The organism is Sorangium sp. So ce1504 (assembly GCF_051521635.1).
Taxonomy (GTDB): domain Bacteria; phylum Myxococcota_A; class Polyangia; order Polyangiales; family Polyangiaceae; genus Sorangium; species Sorangium cellulosum_B.
Genome location: NZ_CP150365.1, coordinates 321,575 through 344,459 on the forward strand (window position 1 = coordinate 321,575; position 22,885 = coordinate 344,459).

Annotated in this window: 21 protein-coding genes, 1 pseudogene and 1 riboswitch; of the genes and pseudogenes, 4 read left to right on the plus strand and 18 right to left on the minus strand. The window is 72.4% G+C overall.

The genetic code is table 11. The features are described 5' to 3' along the window. Positions 1–132 precede the first annotated feature (132 nt). The gene (locus WMF39_RS01250) at positions 133–2,343 is read left to right on the plus strand and encodes an AAA-like domain-containing protein (RefSeq protein WP_437743731.1); all 2,211 of its coding nucleotides are present in this window, start codon (positions 133–135) and stop codon (positions 2,341–2,343) included. Continuing rightward, positions 2,340–4,955, plus strand: a complete 2,616-nt coding sequence (locus tag WMF39_RS01255; RefSeq protein ID WP_437743732.1) for an AAA-like domain-containing protein — start codon at positions 2,340–2,342, stop codon at positions 4,953–4,955. The genes WMF39_RS01250 and WMF39_RS01255 overlap by 4 nt, the downstream gene beginning before the upstream one ends. Positions 4,956–4,959: 4 nt before the next feature. Here WMF39_RS01255 and WMF39_RS01260 read toward each other — a convergent pair whose 3' ends face one another. After that, positions 4,960–6,228 carry a hypothetical protein gene (locus WMF39_RS01260; protein WP_437743733.1) on the minus strand — a complete coding sequence of 423 codons (1,269 nt, stop codon included), beginning with the start codon at positions 6,226–6,228 and terminating at the stop codon, positions 4,960–4,962. Positions 6,229–6,376: 148 nt separating this feature from the next. On the opposite strand from WMF39_RS01260, the gene WMF39_RS01265 reads away from it, so the two are divergent. Together WMF39_RS01265 and WMF39_RS01270 are read left to right on the plus strand one after the other, a co-directional pair. Then, positions 6,377–6,730, plus strand: a complete 354-nt coding sequence (locus WMF39_RS01265; RefSeq protein WP_437743734.1) for a hypothetical protein — start codon at positions 6,377–6,379, stop codon at positions 6,728–6,730. Positions 6,731–6,920: 190 nt separating this feature from the next. Further along, positions 6,921–7,775: a hypothetical protein gene (locus WMF39_RS01270; protein ID WP_437743735.1), complete on the plus strand. Its 855-nt coding sequence runs from the start codon at positions 6,921–6,923 to the stop codon at positions 7,773–7,775. A 146-nt stretch (positions 7,776–7,921) separates the two neighbouring features. Here WMF39_RS01270 and cobJ read toward each other — a convergent pair. From cobJ to WMF39_RS01355, 17 genes and pseudogenes are all read right to left on the minus strand, one after another. Continuing rightward, positions 7,922–9,193, minus strand: a pseudogene (gene cobJ / locus WMF39_RS01275) (precorrin-3B C(17)-methyltransferase). Further along, entirely contained in the window at positions 9,186–10,325 is a 1,140-nt protein-coding gene (locus WMF39_RS01280) for a cobalt-precorrin 5A hydrolase (protein ID WP_437743736.1), read from the minus strand. The pseudogene cobJ and the gene WMF39_RS01280 overlap by 8 nt, the downstream one beginning before the upstream one ends. Continuing rightward, positions 10,322–11,122 carry a precorrin-2 C(20)-methyltransferase gene (gene cobI, locus WMF39_RS01285; RefSeq protein WP_437743737.1) on the minus strand — a complete coding sequence of 267 codons (801 nt, stop codon included), beginning with the start codon at positions 11,120–11,122 and terminating at the stop codon, positions 10,322–10,324. Before cobI ends, WMF39_RS01280 begins: the two co-directional genes overlap by 4 nt. Beyond that, positions 11,119–12,438, minus strand: a complete 1,320-nt coding sequence (gene cbiE / locus WMF39_RS01290) for a precorrin-6y C5,15-methyltransferase (decarboxylating) subunit CbiE (RefSeq protein ID WP_437743738.1) — start codon at positions 12,436–12,438, stop codon at positions 11,119–11,121. The genes cobI and cbiE overlap by 4 nt, the downstream gene beginning before the upstream one ends. Beyond that, the gene (locus WMF39_RS01295; RefSeq protein WP_437743739.1) at positions 12,435–13,172 is read right to left on the minus strand and encodes a precorrin-8X methylmutase; all 738 of its coding nucleotides are present in this window, start codon (positions 13,170–13,172) and stop codon (positions 12,435–12,437) included. The genes cbiE and WMF39_RS01295 overlap by 4 nt, the downstream gene beginning before the upstream one ends. Further along, the gene (locus tag WMF39_RS01300; protein ID WP_437743740.1) at positions 13,169–14,314 is read right to left on the minus strand and encodes a cobalt-precorrin-5B (C(1))-methyltransferase; all 1,146 of its coding nucleotides are present in this window, start codon (positions 14,312–14,314) and stop codon (positions 13,169–13,171) included. The genes WMF39_RS01295 and WMF39_RS01300 overlap by 4 nt, the downstream gene beginning before the upstream one ends. Before the next feature lie 17 nt (positions 14,315–14,331). Continuing rightward, positions 14,332–15,069 carry an FAD-dependent oxidoreductase gene (locus tag WMF39_RS01305; RefSeq protein WP_437743741.1) on the minus strand — a complete coding sequence of 246 codons (738 nt, stop codon included), beginning with the start codon at positions 15,067–15,069 and terminating at the stop codon, positions 14,332–14,334. Positions 15,070–15,138: 69 nt separating this feature from the next. Then, positions 15,139–15,513, minus strand: coding sequence for a DUF3209 family protein (locus tag WMF39_RS01310; protein ID WP_437743742.1), 375 nt, complete (start codon positions 15,511–15,513; stop codon positions 15,139–15,141). A 133-nt stretch (positions 15,514–15,646) separates the two neighbouring features. Next, positions 15,647–16,453 carry a hypothetical protein gene (locus tag WMF39_RS01315; protein ID WP_437743743.1) on the minus strand — a complete coding sequence of 269 codons (807 nt, stop codon included), beginning with the start codon at positions 16,451–16,453 and terminating at the stop codon, positions 15,647–15,649. Continuing rightward, the gene (locus WMF39_RS01320) at positions 16,450–17,217 is read right to left on the minus strand and encodes a hypothetical protein (RefSeq protein ID WP_437743744.1); all 768 of its coding nucleotides are present in this window, start codon (positions 17,215–17,217) and stop codon (positions 16,450–16,452) included. Before WMF39_RS01320 ends, WMF39_RS01315 begins: the two co-directional genes overlap by 4 nt. Then, on the minus strand, positions 17,214–17,951 hold the full coding sequence (locus WMF39_RS01325; protein ID WP_437297316.1) for an ABC transporter ATP-binding protein: 738 nt from the start codon (positions 17,949–17,951) through the stop codon (positions 17,214–17,216). The genes WMF39_RS01320 and WMF39_RS01325 overlap by 4 nt, the downstream gene beginning before the upstream one ends. Beyond that, positions 17,948–18,658, minus strand: a complete 711-nt coding sequence (locus tag WMF39_RS01330) for a TetR/AcrR family transcriptional regulator (protein ID WP_437743745.1) — start codon at positions 18,656–18,658, stop codon at positions 17,948–17,950. The genes WMF39_RS01325 and WMF39_RS01330 overlap by 4 nt, the downstream gene beginning before the upstream one ends. Positions 18,659–18,804: 146 nt before the next feature. After that, positions 18,805–19,992 (minus strand): CbiX/SirB N-terminal domain-containing protein, encoded by a 1,188-nt coding sequence (locus WMF39_RS01335; RefSeq protein ID WP_437743746.1) that lies wholly within the window; start codon positions 19,990–19,992, stop codon positions 18,805–18,807. Beyond that, positions 19,968–20,789, minus strand: a complete 822-nt coding sequence (locus WMF39_RS01340) for an energy-coupling factor ABC transporter ATP-binding protein (protein WP_437743747.1) — start codon at positions 20,787–20,789, stop codon at positions 19,968–19,970. Before WMF39_RS01340 ends, WMF39_RS01335 begins: the two co-directional genes overlap by 25 nt. Next, a complete protein-coding gene (locus WMF39_RS01345; protein WP_437743748.1) occupies positions 20,786–21,535 on the minus strand; it encodes a CbiQ family ECF transporter T component in 750 nt (249 codons plus the stop codon). The genes WMF39_RS01340 and WMF39_RS01345 overlap by 4 nt, the downstream gene beginning before the upstream one ends. After that, entirely contained in the window at positions 21,525–21,866 is a 342-nt protein-coding gene (locus tag WMF39_RS01350) for a hypothetical protein (RefSeq protein ID WP_437743749.1), read from the minus strand. The genes WMF39_RS01345 and WMF39_RS01350 overlap by 11 nt, the downstream gene beginning before the upstream one ends. Next, on the minus strand, positions 21,863–22,576 hold the full coding sequence (locus WMF39_RS01355) for an energy-coupling factor ABC transporter permease (RefSeq protein ID WP_437748147.1): 714 nt from the start codon (positions 22,574–22,576) through the stop codon (positions 21,863–21,865). Before WMF39_RS01355 ends, WMF39_RS01350 begins: the two co-directional genes overlap by 4 nt. Positions 22,577–22,674: 98 nt before the next feature. Continuing rightward, a riboswitch (cobalamin riboswitch) is annotated at positions 22,675–22,882 on the minus strand. Between the last annotated feature and the right edge of the window lie 3 nt (positions 22,883–22,885).

The window sequence follows — 22,885 nt, forward strand, 5'->3', positions numbered from 1 at the left end:
CCGTTCGATCGAATGCTGGTGGCGCAAGCCCAGCTGGAGGACGCGACGCTGCCGACTTCCCGCGGTAGAGTTAGGGCGCGCCCGCCTTGACGCCGCGTCGGTTCCTCCCGATCCTGGGCGAGAGGCCACGGTATGACCCTACAGCACGACGCGCTCCCGAGGTCCGTCGGGCGGATCCGCGCGACGCTCAATCGAGGGGGCTCGGTCTACGGCACGGGTTTCCTTGTGACGCCGACGCGCGTCCTCACATGTGCCCATTGCCTGCGCGGGCCAGCGGAGGAGAAGGCTGCGCAGGGGAGCATCTCCTTCACCCAGGCGCGAGACGCGTCGGAGGTCCCGTTCAAGGTCGTCTTCGAGCGCTTCGATCCGGACGTCGGCCTCGACATCGCGGTTCTCGAGCTTGCGCGCCAGGTCGAAGGGACCGCTTGCCTCCCGCTCTCGGGGGAGGATCTCGCCGAGCACCCTGACTGGCGGAGTTTCGGCCACCCGCTCTCCATCGAGCGGGCGCCGCTCTGGCTGGGTGGCACGGTCGACGGGTCGATCGCCCGGCGCGCCGCGGGCACCGACGGCTGGCTGCTCTCGCTCCACGTCAACGGGGACCCGGCTCCAATCGAGGGGATGTCCGGCGCGCCCGTCCTCACCGAGCGAGGGGTCGTCGGCCTGGTCAGTCACCAGCTCTACAAGCGCGTCGCGCCGGACGGCGGCGGCAAGCCCTCGGTGAGCCCGGCGTTCGCGAAGGCGTTCGCGGTCCCGACCCGGCTCCTCCAGTCGATCCCCTCGTTCCTCCGCTCGATCGCGGGCTCGTCGCGCGTGTTCCTCGCCTACCGTCGCAAAGAGCCGGAAGCCACGTTCGTCGCGGAGCTCCAGCGCGCGCTCCAGGGCGCGGGGCACGAGGCATTCGTCGATCTCGACATCAAGGTCGGAGAGGACTGGGCCCGGCGCATCCAGACCACGCTGGAGCGGGCCGACGTGTTCGTCCCCGTCCTCACGCCCGACTCGCTGGAGAGCCAGATGCTCCTGCAAGAGGTGCGGATCGCGTACGCCCGATGGCGGCAGACCGGACGGCCGATCCTGCTCCCTGTGCGTGACCCGGCGCTGGAAGCGCTGCCCTTCGAGTTCGACACCTACCTCGGGCGGCTCCAGTACGCGCCATGGCGCGGCGAGCAGGACACGCCCAGCGCTGTCCGCGCCGTCATGGCGGCGATCGGCCACCAGGCCGTCGAGCCCGGCGCCCCCCAGGCACCGGCCGCGCCTCCGTCGCTCCCGAAAGCCGACTTCCAGCGCATCCGGATGAGCGCGGGGGCCCTCCCGCCTGGCGATCTCTTCTATCTGGAGCGGCCCGTGGACGCCGACGCGTACGATCGCATGGGCTCGGAGACATTCGTGCTCACGATGTTGAGCCCGTCCGGCTTCGGTAAAACGAGCCTCGCCCTGCGCCTGCGTCAGCGCTGCGAGGATGAGGGGCGCCCGGTGCTGCTGATCAATTTTCGCTCGTTCGGACGGCTGCCGAAGGACGACGGAGAGAACCGCGGGTACGTGACGTTCCTGAACGACCTCGCGCGCGTCTTCTGCAAAGGGCTGAAGCTCCCGCTCCCGACGCAGCCGCTCGAGAGCCCGACGGATTTCGAGGAGGTTCTGATGATGGCCCTCGAGGAAATGCCTCGGCTGGTCCTCATCCTGGACGGGGTGGACCGCGTGATCGAGCGCCCCTACGCCGAGGAGTTCTTCTCGTCGATCCGCTCCTGGATCGACGCCGTCCACCTGAGCTGCAGCTTCGTGCTGTGCATCGCGACCGAGCCGTCCGACCTCATGACGGACATCACGCGGTCGCCGTTCAACATCGACAAGGGGCCGATCGAGCTCGGTACGTTCGCGCCTGGTGACATCGCGATCGTCGCGGAGCGGGCGAGCTTCAGATTGGGGGCGGCCCAGGTCGATCTGCTCCATCAAGCCACGGGCGGGCACCCCGCCCTCACCCGGCAGGCCCTGGCCTACGTGCTCGCCCCCGGGAAAGGCAAGCCCTCGGCGCCGCCGACGTCGGCCGAAATCCGCGACCGCGTCGCCTTTCTTCACGAGCAGTGCGGCTCCTTGACCGGGCCCTTCTCCATGAGCCTCAAGGCCCTGCTGAGTCGAATCGAGAGCATCCCGCCGCAGCTCCCGGACCAACCGAAGCTCGTCTCCGTGATGCGCAAGATCGTCCACAACAGGACGCTCTCCCCGGTGGAAGCGAGAGCCGCCGCCGCGCTGGTGACGCTCGGGCTCGTGCGCGCCGAGGGCCGTCCAGCGCCGCGCTTCGTCGCGTTGAACCTCGCCTACGCGCAGTTCTTCGGCGCCCTCACGTGAGCCCGCCGGACGACATCCGTCAGCTGCAGCCCATCAAGGTCGGGGGGACGGTGCCCGACCTCGCGATCTACATCACGCGACCCGAGGACGAGGAGGTCTATGACCTCCTCGCGGCCGGCACGTATTGCAACATCCTCACGTCGCGCCAGATGGGGAAATCGAGCCTCGTCCATCGGGCCATGCAGCGCCTCCATGCGGCGGGCATCCGGGTGGTGTCGGTCGACCTGAGCGCGCTCGGCGGAAACCAGCTGAAGGACGGGACAGCGTGGTACCGAGCTCTGCTCCTCAAGATGGCGCTGAGCATGGGCGCGAGCCGGCCCTTCAAGGCGTGGTGGTCCGAGCGGCCGGCGGAGGAGGCCATGGGCGCTCGCTTCCAGGCGTTCGTCGAAGCGTTCTTGCTGGCGGATCCGACATCGATCGTCGTTGTCTTCGACGAGGTCGACGTCACGCAAGGCCTCGGTTTCACGGACGACCTCTTCCTCACAATTCGCTCCCTCCACAACGAGCGCGCCTCGCAGCCGGAGCTCGCCCGGCTGACCTTCTGCCTGGTCGGGGTCCTCACCGCGGACGAGCTCATCAAGCGCTCGACCAGCACGCCGTACAACGTGGGCAGCACCATCCGCCTCACCGATTTCTCGCGCGAGCGCTGCGACATGACGCCGCTCGATGTCTACCTCGCCGGCCACGGGCTCCCGGGCGCGGCGGTCGTCGACGAGATCCTCGCTTGGACGTCGGGACAGCCGTTCCTCACGAGCGCGCTGTGCGAGAAGGCCGCGCGGGCGCGCAGCTCCGACGTCGAGGCCTTCGCGCTCGCGGAGATCAACGACCCGACCACGTTCAAGGTCCACTTCAACCGGATCGAGCAGATCGTCCGGGAGCGCATCGCCGGATCCTCGCACGCGCGCTCGCGCTACCTCACCATGCTCAAGCGCAAGAGCGTGCCCGGTGTGCCCGAGCGCGACGAGGAGGCCCTGCTCCTCGCCGGCCTGGTCCACCGGAACGCCGATGGCAGCCTCCGCCTGCGCAATCGCATCTACGGGCTGCGGTTCGACGAGCGCTGGGTCCGGGAGATCCTGCCCGCGCCGCCCGTGCCGCGGTGGGTCTGGGCCCTGCTCGCCGCGGTCGTCGTCGCGGGCGCCGGGACGGGCGGGGTCATGTGGAAGCGCAACAGGGAGCGAACGGCGCAGGAGGCGAGCGAGGAGAAGGCGCGACGGGGCGCCGAGGTGATCCAGAAGGCCACGGACGACGACAATGCTTCGGCGATCTGGAGCAGCCTCCAGGCCTACGGGCTCGCCGGCGACGGCTCGCCCGCGCGCGAGGCGGCGCGCGCCTACTGGGAGCGACGCGGGAGAGAGCTCGACGAGCTCGCCGACCAGCTCCGCGCCGCGGCGTGCTCCGAGGAGGCGGCTGTTGTCCGCGCGTTCGCCGCCGCGCGTCGTGGGGCTGACCGTGTGCCCGCCGCGCCGGAGCTGGACATCGCAGCCACGCTCTGGCTCCCCGCGCGGCTCAACGAGGACACGGAGGAGAAGCGCTGCAAGGAGCGGCGGAAGGAGACCTGCGATCGGCTGGAGCTCTCAGATGACACGCTGACCGCCTCGTGCTCGGGGAAGCTCGTCGTTTTTCGCCCGGACCGCGCGCCGATATCAATCGCCGGATCCGGGACCCGGCGCGTGCAGATCCGGCCTGAGGGGAGCTGGTCGATCGGCGCCGCGGACGATGCGCTGGTGATCAATCGAGGGGAAGGCGCGGTGACGCTGCCGGTATGCCCTGCGCAGGGAGCGCGGGACGCGCGCCGGTCGACATACGTCATCAGCTTGGAGATCAAGCCGTCCAGCGATGGCGCGATGATCGCTTACGTCTGCTCCGACGGGACCTACGGGCGGCAGTCGATCGCCCGTCTTGACGCCTGGTTCGAGGGGCTGACCAAAGGAAACAAGTCGCCTCCGGTAGACGGAGGTTATGGCGCCCGCGCGGCGGCGTGGCTCGGCGACCAGCTGCTCATCGCCACGGCCGGCCGCGAGGGCCGCGTGAAGGTGAACGGCGGCCCGGAGCTCCGCCTCCCGCTCGTTCATGCGCTCGCGAGCTTCGCGGGGAATCCGCGCCTCGCCGCGTTCGGCACGGAGAGCTTTGTCGAACGAGAAACCGTGACCGTACCCATTCTCGGTGTGCTGGCGCGTTCGGCCGATCACCTGGCCATCCAGCAGCAATGGCCCCTGACCCTCTGCAACGCGCCGTCGTGCTTCGTTCGGGCGGTGGCGGGCGTCGACGAGGATCATGTCGCGGGACTGCTGGTCGACGCGGGCGATGGCCCGAGCCCATCTCGGACCTGGCTGGTGCTCGTGCGGGAGGGCCAGCCCGACGTGACGCCCCTGGACGAGAGCCCGGTCGATGTGGCGGTCGGAGCCTGGCAGACGCAGGTCGTGGCCGCGGTCCCGCTCGTCGGGAGGATGAGGCTGCACGCGTGGGAGCGCTCGACCGATCGATCGTGGGAGGCGGCCCAGCGCCGCTTCGGCCTGACGATCCGTTACGGGAAGAGCGCGCGCATCGAGCGGTTCGACGAGGTGGGGCCCCAGCGCGTCCGGCGCTTCGAGGACGTGTTTCCGGAGCGATGAGCCCTCATCGCTCCCGAGTCCCCCAGTTGGCCCCCAACCCGACGAATGGACGCACGGCGCCGCCCTGCGGCACGCGCTCGTCGTCGCGGATGGACGTGAACTGCGGGAAGCGCGCGAGCCCGCCGCGGGCGCGGAGCTGAAGAAGGAACTCGTCGTCCGTCGTCGGAATGGAGACGTTCACCTCGAGGTAGCCGCCGGCGCTGGAGGCTGAGGCTGTGTAGTACCCGGTCACGAAGCCGGCGAGATCCAGGCGCACGCTCGGCGCAGCGTTGACCGAGGCCCCGAGCTCCAGGCCGGCGCCCGCGAGGCCGAAGTAGCCGCGAGGCCGGCCCGACTCGCTCTGCGCCGGCAGGACGGCGATGTCGATCGGACGCAACGCGAACTTTACGCCGAACAATTCCGTCGGAAATACCACAAACCCCAGTTCGGCCCACTGCACGAGCCCCGGCCGCCCCTGGACCGTCAGGGCCGTCGCTCCGCCGAAGCTGATGTCTAGCGTCGTCTCGAACTCGTAGGGAGCCGCGACGTGATCGAGGTAGAGGAACGCGCTTCCCGGGCGCGAGACCTGCCGGCGGCGCACACACGCGAGCCACGAGAGGTCGGCGGTGCCCTGTTGGCACTGCGCGTCGAGCTTGACGAGCGCACCTGCGTCCGGCGAGGGCATTGCCGCGCAAGAGGCGATGTCGCCCTTCCGGCAGCCGGCCCTGAGGAGCTCCAGGACCTTCGCGCTCGACGGGTTCACGTGGTCCTTGTGGACGCGCAGGTAGGCTTCGCTCGCACAATACTGGCCGCCATTGCTGTCGTCGCGATCGAGGCACTTTTCCGTCATCGATTTGCGAATCAATTTGTGATTCGCGTCGCCTTCCTTTTTTTCGGAGCGTAGATCGAGCCACACCTCCCACCGGGCCAGCTCCTCGGCGCTCTGCATGGACTTCTCCGCCTTGCCGGTCCTCCCGTGTTGGGGCCCAACGTGCTGCTCCGGCACGCGCCGGGTATAATCGCGGTCTGCGAAGACCCGGATGTCCTCGACATCCCTCGGCCGCACAGGCACCTCGACGGACTTCGATCCGACGGGGGCCTCACCGCGCCACAGCACCCGCTTTTCACGATTCACCAGCTGGATGAACAGGCCATCGAGCGGGTGCTTCTTCTCCCCGTTGCGAATCGTGACCCACGTCGCCGGTTCGAGGCAGATGGGGGCATCCAGGTCGGGACCGCCCGGCGCCCCCACCGTCACGGTGATCTCCTTCTTTTTGAACTCGTCCGCCGACACAACAAACCCGTGATCGCCCTGCGGGAGCGGCATGGGATCAGGCGGAAAGGGGGCCCTCCACGGCTCGACCTTCGCGTCGGAAGCCTCCGGGACGATGAGGATCCACTCGGGTGGACTGGGGTAAGCGCACGCCGGATCCCACCTGAGCTTGACCCGCACGAACGGGGCCAGCGTGACGGGAGGCGGTCTGGTGAGCCCCGACGGGGCGACCTTCACCGAGACGGGCATCGGCCCGAACCCCGCCGCTTTCAGGCAGAATTTCTGCGTGCCCGATCGCAACCCGCTCTTTGGCGTCAGCGTCAAAGGCGTCTGGCCGAGGGATGGTCCCTCGGCCGACTGGCACCCTTCCAGTGCCGCCGGGACGCGGAACACCTCCGCCTCGCTCGGCGAGCTCGTGAGCTCCAGCGTCGGAGGAGGAGGAGGCGGCGGCTTGATCGGCTCGGGGAGGCACTTCAACGTCGCGGGATCGCGGCCCCACGGGCATGGCCCTGCGGCAGCCTGACCGTAGGCCTCGCGCCCGAGAGAGGCGAAGCCCAGCACGAGCCCGATGCGTCCGAGCAGGCGAACCAGGCGGCCGACGCACGCGGTCACGCCGCGAGGGTACCCGCAGCCGTCGCTCGCCGGCAAGCGGCGTGGCGCGCGGGCCTTGTCCGGGCGGGTCGAGTCGGCTCTATTGACGGTTGGAGGTATCGATGCGCGAGGTCATCGCGGTGCTGCCGGCCGAAGCCGTGGCGAGCTGGGAAGAAGCGCTCCGGGAGGCGGCCCGTGGTGACGGCGAGGCGCCCGCCGGGCCGGAGCTCGAGGCGTTCTTCGACCCGTTCCGCCCCGCCGCGGCGGTGGCTTCGGATCCGGAAGACGCGATCGGGCTCGTCCGGAGGGGGGTGCGCGTCGCGCCATTTGCAGAGACGACGCCGCTCCTGCCGCTCTATGCGGCGCTCGGTCGAGAGCTCCCTCCGCCCCTCCGCGTGGCGAGCGAGGAGCAACGTTATGAGTTCCTCCTCGTGGCGCTCACGTTCAGCCTGCGCCTCGACGACGACGAATCGCCGGACCATGCCGAGTTCGTGGTGAAGATCCGTGACGGTGTCGACGGGCCGCGCGCGTCGCGGGCCGTCGAGGTCTTCCCGCAGCGCGTGCACGCCGCGTATTTCCAGGCCTCGGCCCAGCTCTCCGTCGCGCTGGAAGCGTCCATGAAGTTCTCCGTCGAGACAGAAGCCGTGCCCCGCGCAGGCGTCGACGCGGCGGCGGAGGCGAAGGTGCTGGCCGGCCCCTTCACGATCGACATCGGCCAGACAGAGCTGGACGTCTCGGGCGAAGGCGATCGCGACATCGGGTGGGTGTATCGCGTCCGACGCGCGCTCGAGGGCAAGAACGATTTCAGGAGCTTCCTGGTGCTCAAGGTCGCGCGCGAGACGGAGAAGGTCCGGCTGCTCGCGAACATCGGGGTCCGCACCTACCGGCGCACGTGGAAGACACTATGGTTACGGGAGAAGCTCCCGATCCTCTATGCGAGTGCGGTGCTCGACATTGAGCTACCGAATCGCGCTTGAACGAGGTCCGGAACCTGCTTCACCGTCAGACGAACCAGAGGGACGCGCCCTGCCGGGGGTGTCTCCGCGAGGCCAGTGTGCGGGCGGCCTCAAACACCCCGACGTCCGGGCGAGCTGCCTGAGCGTCCTCCCCGTGCCCGATCGGACTACAGGCAGCGCAGGACGTTGTCGCGCACGAGCTGCCAGATCGGCTCGGGGATCCCGCCCAGCCAGCGCGCGTCCCGCTCGACCGGCGCCTCGGCGTCGTCGAGCGGGTCGTCGTGGCTGTAGACGAGCCGCCACAGCCGCTCGCTCACCGAGCCATTCCGGTCGATCACGAAGCGGTGGACCAGCTTCTTCGCGAGCTCCTCGCCCTCGACGTCGAGCAGCAGCACCGGCGGAGCCACCTCGATCTCGCCCGCGTCGCGAAGCGGCTTGAGCCGGACATAGGCCCCCTTCACGAGGTCGACCTCGTCCGGCGGCTCGAACCCCGCCGCGCGGAAGTCGCACGGCGCCTTGGTGTTGCCGACGAGGTAATACGCCCCCTGGGTCTCGGCGAGGATCGCGCCGCCCAGCCTCCCTACGCGTGCCATCTAGACCTCCTCCGCGGTGCCGCTCTCGTCCGAGAGCACGAGCGAGCGCCCCGGCGTCTGGCCGGGGAGCGCGGCTCCATCCCATGTGTACTTGTTGGTATACCCGCGCGGGGTGACCATGTAGCCCTCGAACATGAAGGTGTTGGTCGACCCGACGAGCACCGTCGTCAGCATCCCGATCTCGTACTCGAGGAAATGGTCGAGATCGGTGAGCACGGCGCTCTCCAGCTTGCGGTAGGCGCTCTTCACCAGCGCGACCGGCGTCGTGCCCGCGCGGTGCAGGCGGATGATCTCCTGTGCCCGCACGATCTGGCGTGTGCGCCGCCCGCTCGCCGGGTTGTAAAGGCCGATGACGAAGTCGGCCGCGGCCGCGGCCTCGAGCCGCCGCTCGATGACCGGCCACGGGGTCAGGAGGTCGGAGAGCGAGATGGCGCAGAAGTCGTGGCCGAGCGGCGCGCCGACGAGCGACGCGCACGCGTTGAGCGCCGTCATCCCGGGCACGAGGCGGAGCTCCGGCGACTCGCCCCGCTTCCAGCCGATCTCCTCGAGCACCTGGAAGACGAGCCCGGCCATGCCGTAAACGCCCGCGTCGCCCGACGAGATGATCGCCACGCGCGCCCCGTCCCGCGCCCGCTCCACCGCGGCGCGCGCCCGGCCGATCTCCTCGGTCATGCCGGTCTTGATCACCTCCTTGCCCTCGATCAGGTGCTTCACCAGCCGGATGTACGTCGTGTACCCGACGATGAGGTCCGAGGCCGCGATCGCCTCGAGGGCGGCGCGGGACGCGTGCTCCTCGGCGCCAGGGCCGATCCCGACGATCGACAGGACTCCTTTGCTGTCACCCATGGCTCTCCTCCACGTTGCGCTTCGAGAAGGGGACGCGCGCCACCGCGAGCGTCATGGACCGCCCCACGCCCTCCTCGGTGTACGCCCGCTTCGGCACGAGCAGCCTCGCGGCCCCCGCCGCCCGCAGCGCGGCCGGCTCGGCGACGCCCCGGGCGCCGACGTGCTTCTTCACCGTCTCCGACGGGTTCTCGATGCCCTCGGTCGCGTCGAGCTCCTCGGGCGTGAACGTGACAAGCGGCCACCCCCGCCGCGCCGACAGCGCGAGCAGCGCTTCCTCGTCGGCCTTCTTGTCGATCGTCGCCAGCGCCTTCACCGATCTCGCCGACAGCCCGTGCTCCTCGAGCAGCCGGTCGACGCCGCGCTCCACCATGTCGAGCGGCGCGCCGCGATCGCAGCCGACGCCGAGGACCAGGCTCTTCGGCCGGTAGACGACGGCGCGCTCGACGATCTCGGGGTGCGAGCGGGAGAGGTCGCGGTCGCTCGCGACGAGCAGGATCTCCCACGCGCCGGGGTCCACGCCGTCGAGCGACGTCGCGTAACGCACGCCCGGCGGCAGCGGCGTCGCCTCGGGCCAGAACGAGGGCTCGCCGGTCTCCTGGACGAACAGCACCGGCGCGGCGTTCACGACGGCGGCGCAGCCGCGCGTCACGTTGCGGTCGGGATCGTCAAGGGTCCACCCGAGGGCCCGACCGAGGATGTCGACCGTCAGCGTCCCGAGCGCGTCGGACGCCGTGGTCACCACCGGCTGCGCGCCCAGCAGCCCGGCCACCTTCTCGGTGAACGCGTTGCCCCGCCCGACGTGCCCGGAGAGCACGCAGATCGAGAAGCGCGCCGTGTCGTCGACGCACACGACCGCAGGATCGACCTTCTTGTTCTTGAGCAGCGGCGCGATCATGCGCACGACCGCCCCGACGCTGATCACGAAGACGTGGCAGTCGTAGGCCGTGAACGCCTCGTTCAAGAGCGGCCCCATCGGCAGCGGGAGCGGCTTCGCACCGGCCGGCGCCCCGTCGAACAGCTTCTGCGACACGTAGAGATCCGCGCCCGGCAGCCCCTCGATGAGCTTGCGCGCGATGGAGATCCCGTGCCGCGTGATGGCGTAGATGGCGTAGGGCTTGCGCTCGGCGATCATGGGGCCTCCGGTTCGGTAACAGCCTTGTCGAAGCCGCCCGGCGGCGAGGCCGGGGCCTCCCCGACGAGCAGCCCGCTCCGCTCCCCGCGCGTGACAACGACCATGGCGAAGCAGTCGCCCCGCTCGCCCTGCGCGGCCCGGAGGTCGCGGACGATCCGCTGCTCGGGCATCGTCGCCTTGGACACGAACACGGCCCGATCGAGGAGGCCAGCGCGCGTGAGCGCCTCGGTCACCTTCGGCATCTCCGAGCCGATCTTCATGAGGACCACCGTGTCGAAGCGCTGGAGGACGTCGGTCAGGTCGTCGACGCCGTACGTGGCGGGCAGGATGGCGATCCGCTCCTGCCCGTCGGCGAGCGCGAGCCCGCTCACGGCAGGGACCGCCGTGACCGAGGTGACGCCGGGGACGACCTCGACCTCGAGCCCGGGGAAGCGGCGGAGCGCCTCGCGGCGCACATAGACAAAGGTGCTGAAGAGCGACGGATCCCCCTCGGTGGCGAACGCCACGGTGAGGCCGCGCGAGAGCCGGTCGCCGATCTTCTCGACGGCCGCGTCCACGTAGGGGCGGACGCGATCCGGATCCTTGCTCATGGGGAAGGTGAGGAGCAGCCGCTCCTTGTCCCGCTGCTTGCCGACGACGGGCTCGAGGATCCGGTAGGCCATCGAGGCGCCGAAGTCCGAGCTGCGGGGGAGCGCGAGCACGTCCGCCTCCTGCAGCACGCGCACGGCGCGCAGCGTGAGCAGGTCCGGCGCGCCGGGGCCGACGCCGACGCCGTAGAGCTTGCCGAGGCCGCTCATGACGCCTCCGAGGTGGACCGCGGCGCGCCGCCGGCCGCGGGCTGGGTCGGCGCTGCGCCCTCCACGGCTTCCTCGGCGTTCGCCGGCTTGGTCGCGGCGAAGATGTGGATCGGGTTCAGCGCCTCGTACCGCACGTAGCGCGCGAGCGGGACGCCGCGCGAGACCGAGAGCAGCGTGACCTCGGGGTCGAGCCCCCGCGCCCGCAGCGCGCGGTACGTCTCGGCGACGTTCTCCATCGTGATGGCGTTGACCACGAGCCGGCCGCCGGGGCGCAGCCGATCGAGCGCCACCGTGACGATCTCCTCCATGCTCCCCTTGCTCCCTCCGACGAACACCGCGTCCGGGTCCTCGAGCGCCGCGAGCGCCTCGGGCGCGCGGCCCGCGACGACGCGCACGTTGTCGACGCCGTGCGTGCGGACGTTGTCGCGGCAGATCTCCACGCCCTCCGGGTCGACCTCGATCGCATGGACCCGCCCGAGGGGGCAGAGCATCGCCGCCTCGATCGAGACCGACCCCGAGCCGGCGCCGACGTCCCAGACGACCGCGTCGGGGCGGATCGCCATCGACGCGATCGAGAGCATGCGCACCTCGCGCTTCGTGATCAGGCCGTTCTTCGGCATGCGCTTCGCGAACGCGTCCTCGTGCAGGTAGGGGATGGCCGGCGGCGGGCGCCATGCGGGATCGCTCCGCAGGAGCAGGAGCACGTTCAGCGGGCCGATGTCCTCGCAGGCGGCGAGCGCGGCGAGGTCGAACGCGCGCACGCGCTCGCCGGCGCCCGCGAGGCTCTCGCAGACCCACGCCTTCCAGCCGGCGTCGCCGTGCTCGAGGAGCCGCGCCGCGAGGCGGGCCGGGCTGTTCTCTCCGTCGGTCAGCACCGCGACCTTCGAGAGGCGGCGGAGGCGCGTCGCGAACCCCTCGGGGGAGCGCCCGTGGACCGAGACGAACGCGGCGTCGTCCCAGGCGATGCCGGTGCGCGCGAACGCCCACTGGACCGAGCTCAGGCTCGGGATGATCTCGACGTGCTCGCCGCCGAGCTTCCGGACGACGAGCGCGCCGACGCCGAAGAACAGCGGGTCGCCCGAGGCGAGGATGCACACGTTCTGCTCGGCGGACAGGGCGTCCACGCGGTCGAGCGCCGCGGACAGGCCACCCTTCAGGGCGATCTTCTCGCCGCGGAACTGCGGGAAGAACTCGAGGTGCCGCTCGCCCCCCACGAGCACCTCGGCGCGGGCGACCGCGGACGCGGCGCGGCTCGACAGGCTGGCGCACCCGTCGTCGCCGATGCCGACGACGGTGACGGCGCGGCGCGCGCTCATCGCGCCACCTTGGACGGCCCGGCCGGGCCGGCGGAGCCCGCGGATCCTGTCGATCCCGGCGATGCCGCCGATTCCGACGACAGGAGCAGCAGCGCGTGGACGATCGCGACGGCGATGGGGCTGCCGCCCTTGCGGCCGCGCGCCACGATGGAGGGGAGCCCGGACTCGAGCAGGGCCTCCTTGGACTCCGCCGCCGAAACGAAGCCGACCGGCACGCCGATCACGAGCGCCGGCCGCGCCCCCTCCTCCCGGGCGAGGCGCACGACCTCGAGCAGCGCCGTCGGCGCGTTGCCGATCGCCACGATCGCCCCGTCGAGCAGCCCGAGCCGGTGCGCCTTGCGCATCGACTCGATCGCGCGGGTCGAGCCGGCCGCGGAGGCGGCCTGGATGACGTCGTCGTCCGAGATGAAGCAGTGGATCGCGCAGCCGTACGACGCGAGCCGCTGCTCGTTCAGGCCGACGCCGATCATCTTCACGTCGACGAGGACCGGCGCGCCGCCCCGGAGCGCCGCGATGCCCCGCGCGATCGCCTCGGGGTGGAGCCGCATGAGCGACGAGAACTCGAAGTCGGCTGTCGCGTGGATCACGCGGCGGACGACCTGCCACTCGGCCTCCGGGAAGCCGTGCGCGCCGACCTCCTCGTCGATGATCGCGAAGCTCTTGTCCTCGATGCGCCGCCCGAGCGCGGTCATCTGCCGCATGTCGTTCACCGCGCGCACCTCATCACCACTCATGGCTCCTCCGCCTTCTCCGCTCTGTCCGCACCGATGGCACCGGCGTCGCCGGCCGGATACCGGCCGAGCAGCGCCCCGTTGAAATCGACAAGGCAGGCGTGCACCTCGAGGGCGCCGCCCGCGTGACGCGAGGTGTGCTCGACGACGCGCCGGCAGATCCCCCCGGGCACGCCGGTGAGCCCCTCGCGCTGGCACAGCTCGAGCACGTGCCGCGCGGTGTTCGCCTGCCGGATCTCGGCGGCGATCTCCGGCCGCGCGCCGAGCTCCTCGGCGATCTGCGCGAGCAGCTCCATGCTCACCTCCGAGCCGGCGGCGTGCGTCATCATCTTGCCGTCGGCCATCTTCGAGAGCTTGCCGATCATGCCGACGATGATCGCGCGGGCGATCCGCCGCCGCGCGGCGTGGCGGACCCCGGTGCCGATGAAGTCGCCCACCTGGATGAACGCCTCCTCCGGGAGCTCCGGGTAGAGCTTCATCGCGTACGCCTCGGATTTGCCGCCGGTCGTCAGCGCCAGCGCCGCGATGCCGCGCTCGGCGGCGACGTCGATCGCCTGCACGACGCTCGCGCGGAAGGCGGCGGTCGAGTACGGCTTCACGATCCCGCTCGTCCCGAGGATGGAGATGCCGCCGATGAGCCCGAGCCGCGCGTTGATGGTCTGCTTCGCCATCTCCTCGCCCTGGGGGACGCTGAGGGTCACCGTGGCCCCGGCGAAGCCCGAGCCCTCGAGCTCCTCGAGGACCATCTCGGTGATGTTCCGGCGCGGCACGGGGTTCACGGCCGGCGCGCCGACGGGCAGCCCGAGCCCCGGCTTGGTGACGACGGCGACCCCCGCGCCGCCGCGGATCTCGACGCCGGGCTCGCGGCGGAGCTCGACCTCGGCGACGAGCTCGGCGCCGTGGGTGCAGTCGGGATCGTCGCCGGCGTCCTTGATGACGCTGCACGTGGCGCGCGGCCCGTCGCGATCGCAGCGCCTCAGCGGGAAGGTGACCTTCTGCCCGTTCGGCAGGGTGGTCTCGATGGCGTCGACCGCCGCGCCGCGCGCGAGCACGCGCGCCGCCGCCTTGGCCGCGGCGGCCGCGCACGCGCCCGTCGTGAACCCCTCGCGCTGCCCCTTCGGGTCTCTCGGCCGGACCTCTACCATCCAGGGATCCTGAACAATTACGAGGATTTCTTCATCGGATTGTTGAAGAAGCTCTCGAGGAGCACGCTGCCCTCGGGCGCGCCGAGCGAGGCGAGCCGGTCGCGGAGCGGGTAGAGGATCGCGCCGTCGCCGGCGCAGAGCACGGCGTCGTGGGGCCCTGCCGCGAGCTCTCGCTCCACGAGGGCGCACGCGCGCGCCGGCCGCTCGGGGTGGCCGATCGGGGGGAGATCGCGGGCGACCGCGAGGCGGACGGCGGCGGGGAGGCGCTCGCGGACGAACGGCTCGGAGGCGAAGGTCTCGCCCGGCTCGACGAGCCAGAGCAGGTCGAGCTGCGCCGCGCCGGCGGCGGCCGCGCTCCGGGCGATCCCGAGGGCGGCGGTGATGCCGGTGTCGGTGGCGATCACGAGCGCGCGGCCGGAGAAGCCCGGCGCGAGCCGCAGCTTGCCCCAGGGGCCGCTCCACTCGAGCTCGGCGCCGACGGCGATGTCGTTGAGCACGTTCGAGCCCGGCCCGGCCCCGACGCGCTTCACCGCGATCTCGACCGCGCGCTGCTCGGCGTCGCTGGAGAGCATCGAGTAGGCGCGCTTCGCGAGCCTGCCGCCGGGCAGGGTGACGCCGGTGTTGATGATCACGTACTGCCCGCCGGCGAAGCCGACCTCGGCGCCGTCGACGCGCTCGAGCCGGAGCAGCCGGGCGGCGTCGCCGAGCGGCGTTGCGTGGGCGATCCTGATCTTCGGGTTGCCTTGTGTTGCCATGACGTCGCTCCTGTCTCCGCGCGGTCGCAATCACGCGCCCCATGGTCGCTCCGGTGAGCGGCGCGCGCTTCACTCGGCCGGGTAGATCTCGTGCACGAAGTCGTGCATCTCCTCGAGCTCCCGGTAGAGCCGGCCGAGCCCGTCGACCTGGGCGCGCAGGTCGAGCTCGACCTGCTTCGTGAGGATGAGGAGCGAGCGCAGATAAGGCAGCTTCGGGTCGCCGGCGGGGGTCTTCGCGACCTTCTCCTGGAGCTCCACGAGCGACCCCTCGAAGAGGCGCGAGAGGCTCTTCAGGTCCCCGGCGCGCAGCATCGCCGAGACGGGCCCGGGCTCGGCGGCCGCGGCGCCGAGCTCGGCGAGCTCGTGCGTGCGCTCGGCGGGATCATCGATGCCCAGGATGTTCATGAGCCCAAGGCGGAGCGCGGCGATCTCGTGACAGGCCATATCGGTTCCCTTCTATCGGGCCCTCGTACCAGCTAGGAGAGAGGGCGGAAAGACGAAGGCGGGGAGAAGAGACGCGCGCGCCGCCGCGTGAGAGCGAGCGAGGCGCGCCCGACCCCCGCGGCGCACGCCGGGCTCAGAGCGCGTCGGTGCGCTCGAGGAGCACGCCCGAGGCGGCGATGGAGAGCAGGGCGAGCGGGATGGCGATCGCCAGCGCGACCGGGCCGAGCCAGGCCGAGGTGGCGTCGCTCCAGAGCAGCGACGCGAGCACCGTCGCCTCCCTGAGCCCCGCGTGCGCCTCGAACGCGTCGGGCCGGTAGATGAACGCCGCCGTGGGCATCAGCGGCGCGATCCAGGCGCCCGACGCGACCAGGAGCGCGAGGAAGCCGTCCCGCATCCGCACCAGGAGCGGCAGGAGCGCCGAGAGCAGCGCGATCGAGAGCGCGACGAGGAAGAGGCCGGCGCCGAGCGCGCCCGCCGCGCTGATCATGTCGCTCGCGCCGATGTGCGGCGCCACGGCGAGCGCTGTAGAGGCCGCGACCACCACGCCCGCCCCGGCGCCGGCGAGCAGCGAGGGCGCCGTGCGCGCGGCGAGGAAGACCCGGGCGCGGATCGGCTTGGCGAGCAGGAGCTCGAGGCGATGCTCCTCTCGCGCCGTGACCGTCGCGTCGACGACGCCCGCCAGGGCGACGAAGTACGCGACGAAATAGGCGGCGAGGAGATCGTTGATGAGGAGCACGGCGGCCATCCCCTCGATCGCGAACGCCTGCTCGAGGAAGCGGATGACCTGCGCCGGCAGGCGCACGATCAGCGCGTGGCTGCCGAGCACCACGAGCACGCCGGCGGCCGCCGCGACGAGCGAGGTGCGGCGCGGGGCGCGGCGCGCCTCGAGCGCGAAGTAGCCGCGGAGCGAGCCCGCGGCGGGGGCGGTCGTCGAGGTCATGCTTCCATCCTCCGGACGCCCGCGGCGCCGACCGCGATGGTGAGGGCGGTGAGCGCGGCGAGCGCGAGCATCGGGGGGCCGAGCACGGCGGGGCCGAGGTGGTCGAGGCTCCCGAGGCCGAGCGCGCCGAGGGCGATCGGGTTCGCGAGGGAGAGGCTCCGCCAGGCGGGCTGATAGAAGCCGATGAGCGAGAGGCCCACGAGGCCCCCGAGCGTGGCGAACCCGATCAGCGCCGAGGCGCCGCGGTGCCTCACCCACGCGGCGATCGCGGCGCAGAGCGCGGTCGCGAAGAGCGCCGCGAAGGCGTGGAGCGACATCGCGCCGAGGAAGGGGCCGGGGCGGAAGCCGGGGACGCGCGCCGTGAAGTAGGCGGCGCCGGCGAGCTGGGTCGCGACGTGCAGGGTCACCATCACCGCGCACGCGCTGAGCGCGCGGAGCACGAAGTAGCGAGGGATCGAGAGCGGCTTGCTGGCGAGGAGCGGCAGCACGCCGGTGTCGCGCTCGCGGAGCACGACGCCGCTGGCGAGCACCACGGGGATGAACGCGATCACCTTGTTCATCGTCAGGTCGATCCACACGTACATGAAGACCTGGAACGGCGCGGCGTCGCCGAACCACGCGGCGATCGCGGCGCGCACGTGATCGGGCGGCCGCGCGAGCACGACCGGGATCGCGACCAGCGCGTAGACGAGCATCGCGACGCAGAGCCAGGTCTTCCGCTCGCGGAGCGTCGTGAGGTAGTCGAGCCAGAGGAGGCGGATCACGCGGCCTCCCTGCGCACGAGCGCGAGGTAGAGATCGTCCATGGTGCGCGCCCCGTGCGCGTCCTTGAGGCGCTCGACCTCGTCGCAGGCGACGAGGCGCGAGCGGTGCATCACCGCGACGCGCCGGCAGAGGGCCTCGACGTCGGAGAGGATGTGCGACGAGAACACGATGGTGACGCCGCGCTCGCGCGCGAGCGCGCGGAGCACCTCGAGGAGCTCGTGGCGGCCGAGGGGATCGAGGCCCGAGGTCGGCTCGTCGAGCAGGAGCACCGCGGGCTCGTTGATCAGCGCCTGGGCGATGCCGACCTTCTGGGCCATGCCGGTGGAGAAGCCGCGCAGGGGGCGGTCCGCCTCGCGCTCGAGCCCGAAGCGGCGCAGGAGGGCGCCGGCGCGCGCGGCCGCGACGTCGCCGGGCAGCGCGAACATCGCGGCGATGTAGTGGAGGAAGCCGCGCGCCGTCATGTCGGGGGGCAGCGAATACGACGCGGGCAGGTAACCCGCGTTCCGCCGGACCTCGAGCGTCTCGTGGACGACGTCGCGCCCGAGCACGCGCGCGGTGCCCGCGGTGGGCCGGGTCAGGCCGAGGAGCATACGCAGCGTCGTGGTCTTGCCGGCGCCGTTGTGCCCCATGAAGCCGAAGATCTCGCCGGCCGCGACGCTGAAGCTCACGCCGTCGACGGCCGTGACCTTCGCGAAGCGCTTGCCGAGCGCGTTCACCTCGATCGCCTGGTTCATCGCTTGCTCCTTGCGCGCGACGCGGTCGCGCGCTGCTCCATGGGAATCGCCGTCGTGGAGGTCGTCTCCGTGCGGGTCGCTGCAGGACGCGCGGCCAGGCCGGCGCGAAAGATGTCGGCGATCGCGTCGAGCGTGCGCTCGCCGGCGAAGGCGCAGAACGACGTGATCAGCCCGAGGTGCTGGGGCGCGAAGCGCAGCACGCCGAGGACGAAGGGGATCGCGTCGCGATCGACGTCGGGCCGGATCTCGCCGCGCGCGATGCCCTCGTCGACCCAGCCGTTGATCTGGGCGATCTGCGCCTTCGCGGCGGCGGCGCTCGCGGCGTCGTCGAGCGGGCGGAGCGCGCGGAGGTCGGGATCCTCGCGGAGGAGCTTGCCGAAGAGCGGCTCGGCCGCCTGCTGTCGGTAAGCGAAGCGGAGGGTCGCGACGAGGCGATCGAGCGGGGATTCCAGGCCGAGCACCTCGGCGGCGAAGCGCGCGCGGATCGTGGCGAACGCTTGCTCCACCACCTCGCGCAGGAGGGACTCCTTGTCGGCGAACTCGAGGTAGAGGGCGCCCTTTGCGCAGCCGGCCTCGGCGGCGACGGCGTCGAGGTTGGTGCCCTTGAAGCCGCGCTCGACGAAGTGGCGCTTGGCGGCGTCGAGGATCCTGGTGCGCCGCGCAGGGTCGCGGGGTCTGTCGGGGCGGCGGACGGGCACAGAACTCATATGACTGAATCGGACATATGAGTCAACCGGGGCGGCCCTGGCGCGGGACGTGGGCAGGGCCACGACGGCCGAGATGGCGCGCGGGCTGCGGGGGAGGCTCCGCGCGTCGGCGATTCACGCTCGAGGGCGGCGCCCGGCGCCGCGCCTCACTGCATGATGTCGTCGACGAGCCGGGCCACCAGCCGGTCGCCGAGCAGGTGCTCCTCGACGAGGTCCTTCGCGTCCTCCTCGCGGACGCCGCGGTACCAGACCCCGTCGGGGTAGACGGCGACCGTCGGCCCCTCGCCGCAGCGCCCCATGCACGACGTCCTCGTCACGCGGATCTGCTGCTGCTGGCCCGCCTGCTTCACGAGGCGGCGCACCGACTCGAGCAGCGCCAGGCTGCCGCGGTCCACGCAGTCGGCGTTCCCGCAGACGAGCACGTGCTTGCGCAGCGAGCGGTGGGCGTGCGGGTGGTTCGACGCCTGCGTGTGCGTGAGCGTGTGGCGCACGCTGTAGAGCATCGCCTTGAGCCCGCCGACCTCCCGGGCGAGCCCCGGCAGCGCGGTGCGGTACATGCACGTGTCGCAGGGGAGCGGCGCTTCACCGGCGAACGCCTGGCGCGCGCGCTCGTCGATCAGGCCCTCGAGCGCGCTCGACCGGCCGAGGTGCGGCGCGAGCGACGCCCGGATCCACGGGTATGTCGACGAGAAGCGGTCGACCTGCTCGGCGAGCTTCGTCATGAGCCGCCCGGCGAAGAGGAAGTAGGGGACCACCACGACGCGCTCCGGTCGGTGCCGCGCGACCCGCTCCAGCGTCTCCTCGACCGAGGGCCGGGTGACGCCGATGAAGGTCGGCTCGACGAGCTGGAGCCCGCGGCCCTCGCCGATGAGGCGCGCCGTCTTGCAGAAATCGCCGTTCGCGTCGGGGTCGCTCGACCCGCGCCCCACGATGACGAGCGCCGACCGGGCCCGCGCGGCCGGGTCGGCCGGCAGCGCGGTCGCGGCGCGCTCGAACGCGATCTCCGCGAGCGCCGGGTGCACGCCGAGCGGCCGCGCCGCCGAGAAGCGCACGCCCGGGTGCGCGGCCCGCGCCCGCTCGAGAGCGAGGGGGATGTCGTTCTTCACGTGCCCCGCCGCGAACAGGAAGAGCGGCACGACCGCCACCCGCGACGCCCGCGCCGCGAGCGCCGCGAGCGCGTCGGCGAGGTGCGGCGTCGCGAGCTCGATGTAGCCGTGCTGCACGGCGATCTCGGGCCGCGCCGCGGCGTAATCGGCCACGATCGCCTCGAACTCGGCGTTCGACGCGGCGTCGCGGCTGCCGTGGCCGATCAGCAGGAGACCGTCGTCATGCACGCGAGCGCCTCCTCCAGGGTGAGCGGGAGCCCCGCGCCGCCCCGCGGCGGCACAGGGCTCATCCGGGTCCAGAGCTCGGCGACCCACGGCCGCCGCACCCGCGCCCGCGCGAGGAGCTCCCCCCGCGCGAACACCTCCCGCGGCGGCCCGTCCGCGAGGACCTGACCGTCGCCCAGCAAGACCGCGCGCGAGGCGAAGAGCGGCACGAGATCCACCGCGTGTGTCGCGGTGACCAGCGTGGTCCCCTGCTGCTCGGAGAGCGCGCGCAGCGTCTGGCACAGGGCGAGCTCGCCCTCCGGGTCGAGCCCCGCGGTCGGCTCGTCGAGCAGCAGCACCCGCGGCCGCATCGCCAGCATCCCGGCGATGCACGCGCGCTTGCGCTCGCCGAAGCTCAGCGCCTCGATGGCCCGATCGGCGAGGTGGGCGATCTGCACGGCGGCGAGCGCCGCCTCGGCGCGGCGGCGCGCCTCGGGCGCGGGCAGGCCGAGGTTTCGCGGGCCGAACAGGACGTCGTCGAGGAGCGTCGCGCCGAGCAGCTGGTCGTCCGGGTCCTGGAGCACGAGCGCGGCGCCCGCGGCGACGGCGTCCGAGGGCGAGGCCACGCGGCGGCCCGCGATCTCGACGCCGCCGCCGGGCGCCGGGAGGAGCCCGACGAGCGTCCGGAGCAGCGCGGTCTTGCCGGCGCCGTTGCCGCCGAGCACCGCGACGGACTCGCCCTCGGCGACGTCGAGGCGCACGTCGCGCAGCACGGGCTCGCCGCGCCGGTAGCCGAGCCGGGGGGCGCGCAGCGCGATCATCCGGCCTCTCCCGCGGCGACGCTGAGCCCGAGGGCCGCGAGGGCGGCGGCGGCGAACGCGACGTTCGCGGCGGGCGCGCTCGTCCTTCGGTCGGCGACGGGGAGCTTCCCCTGGTAGCCGCGGAGCTGCATCGCGAGCGCGGCGCTCTCGGAGCGCTCCAGCGTCCGGAGCGCCACGACGCCCGCGACGGCGCCGGCCGAGCGCGCCGCAGCGCCGGGGCGTGTGAACCCACCGCGGAGCGCGGCGGCGCTCCACGCGCTGTCGGCCGCGCGCTGGAGCACGCCGGCGAAGCGCCGCGTCAGCGCGAGCAGCTCGACAAGGGCCGCGGGGACGCCGAGCCCGGCGAGCGCCGCCTCGAGCTCGGCGGGCGCGGCGGCGCCGGCGAGCCACCGGAGCACCGCGGCCGCCGCGAGGACGCGCGCGCCGATGGCCACGGCGCGGCGGGCCCCCTCGGCCGTGATCGCGTCGGCCGGGAACGGCGCGCCGGGGAGGAGCGGCGTCCCCGGCGTGAGCGCGAGCGCGAGCGCCGCCGCGACCGCTCCGATCCACGCGGCGGGCGCGGCGGCGCCGAGGACGGCGCGCGCCGGCGTGCCCTGGAGGCGGAGGGCCGCGCACGCGAGGAGGAGCAGCGCGGCGGGCGTGACGGGCGAGCGCGCGCCCGCGGCGACGCAGCACGCCGCCACGGCGGCCCCGAGGCGGAGCCGGGCGTCCACGTCGCGGAGCCGCGCGGGCGGGTCAGTCCGCACGGAGGCCTTCGCCGACGGCCTTGCCCGCCGGCGCGCCCGCGCGCTCGACGAAGAGCACGCGCGAGAAATAGCCGAGGGCGAAGCCGGCGAGGAGCCCGGCCCAGAGGAACGCGAACAGCAGGAGGTCGCCCTCGAGGCCCGCGAACAGCGGCCCCGTGTCGTGGCGCCCTGCGTCCTCGGCGACGCGGCGCACCACGGCCTCGTCGACGCCGTCCCAGGACGCGTTGCCGCAGGCGGCGAGCCAGAATGAACCGGCGAGCTGGAGCGCTGCCGCGCACGCTCGCCGCGCGAGCGGCGCTGACAGCGGGCGCTGTCCGAGCCGCCGCGTCACGACACCCCCGGGGCGAGCCGGACGACCTGGAGCCGGTCCAGGATGTCGGGCCGCCGGGCGCGCAGGAAGGCGAGCGCCCCCGCGGTCATGACGCCCTCGAGCAGGCCGAGCGGGAGCTGGGTGGGGACGAAGGCGAGGGCGACGCCCGTGAACATGGACGTCACCGATCCCTCGCCCGAGAGCCCGAGCGCGAGCGCGAGCGCCGTGGTGGCGTAGGTTGCCCAGTCCGACGTCACGCCCGCGAGGAAGCCCGCGACCCAGAGGTTCGCGCCGCAGCGCCGCGCGACATGGAAGGCGAAATATCCGGTGAAGGCGCCCGCGATGCCCATCGACGCGACGTCGGCGCCGAGCGTGGTGAGGCCGCCGTGCGCGAGGAAGAGGGCCTGGATAAGGAGCGCCACCACGGTGACGAGCACGGTCATCCAGGGGCCGATGAGCACCGCCGCGAGCCCTGTGCCGCACGGGTGGGAGCAGGTCCCGGCGGTCGGCACCGGCACGGGCATGCACGAGATCGCGAAGACGGCGGCCGCGATGAGGCCGACGAACGGCTTGTAGAAGGCGTCCTGCTCGGTGCGGCGCCGGAGCAGGTGGAGGGCGATCGCGACGAAGGGCAGGGCGAGCGCGTTCCAGAAGGCGCACCAGCCGAGCGGCAGGACGCCTTCCGCGAGGTGCATCGCGGCCGCGGGCCGGGGCGCGAGGAGCGTCCCCAGGGACACGGCTGCGATCGACAGTGCGCGGCCGTGAAGACCGATTTCGGCGCTCCGGGTGAAGTCCGCACCCGAACGCCACGAAGACGTGCGCAAGCTGCACCTCGTGGGAGGCTCGGGTAGGTCTCCCGGCTCATGGGTTCAGGGAGCTGATCGAGCTCCCAGCGCTGCGTCCACCTTCCCAGGCCTCTTCCAATGGGGCCCAGTGGTCTTCGGAGGCAGCTCCCCACTCACGGTGGCGGGACCGCGCCGGTTTTGCACCGGCTTCCCTGTTATGCCCCGGAGGGCACCCGAGGAATGGATTGTCAGGCC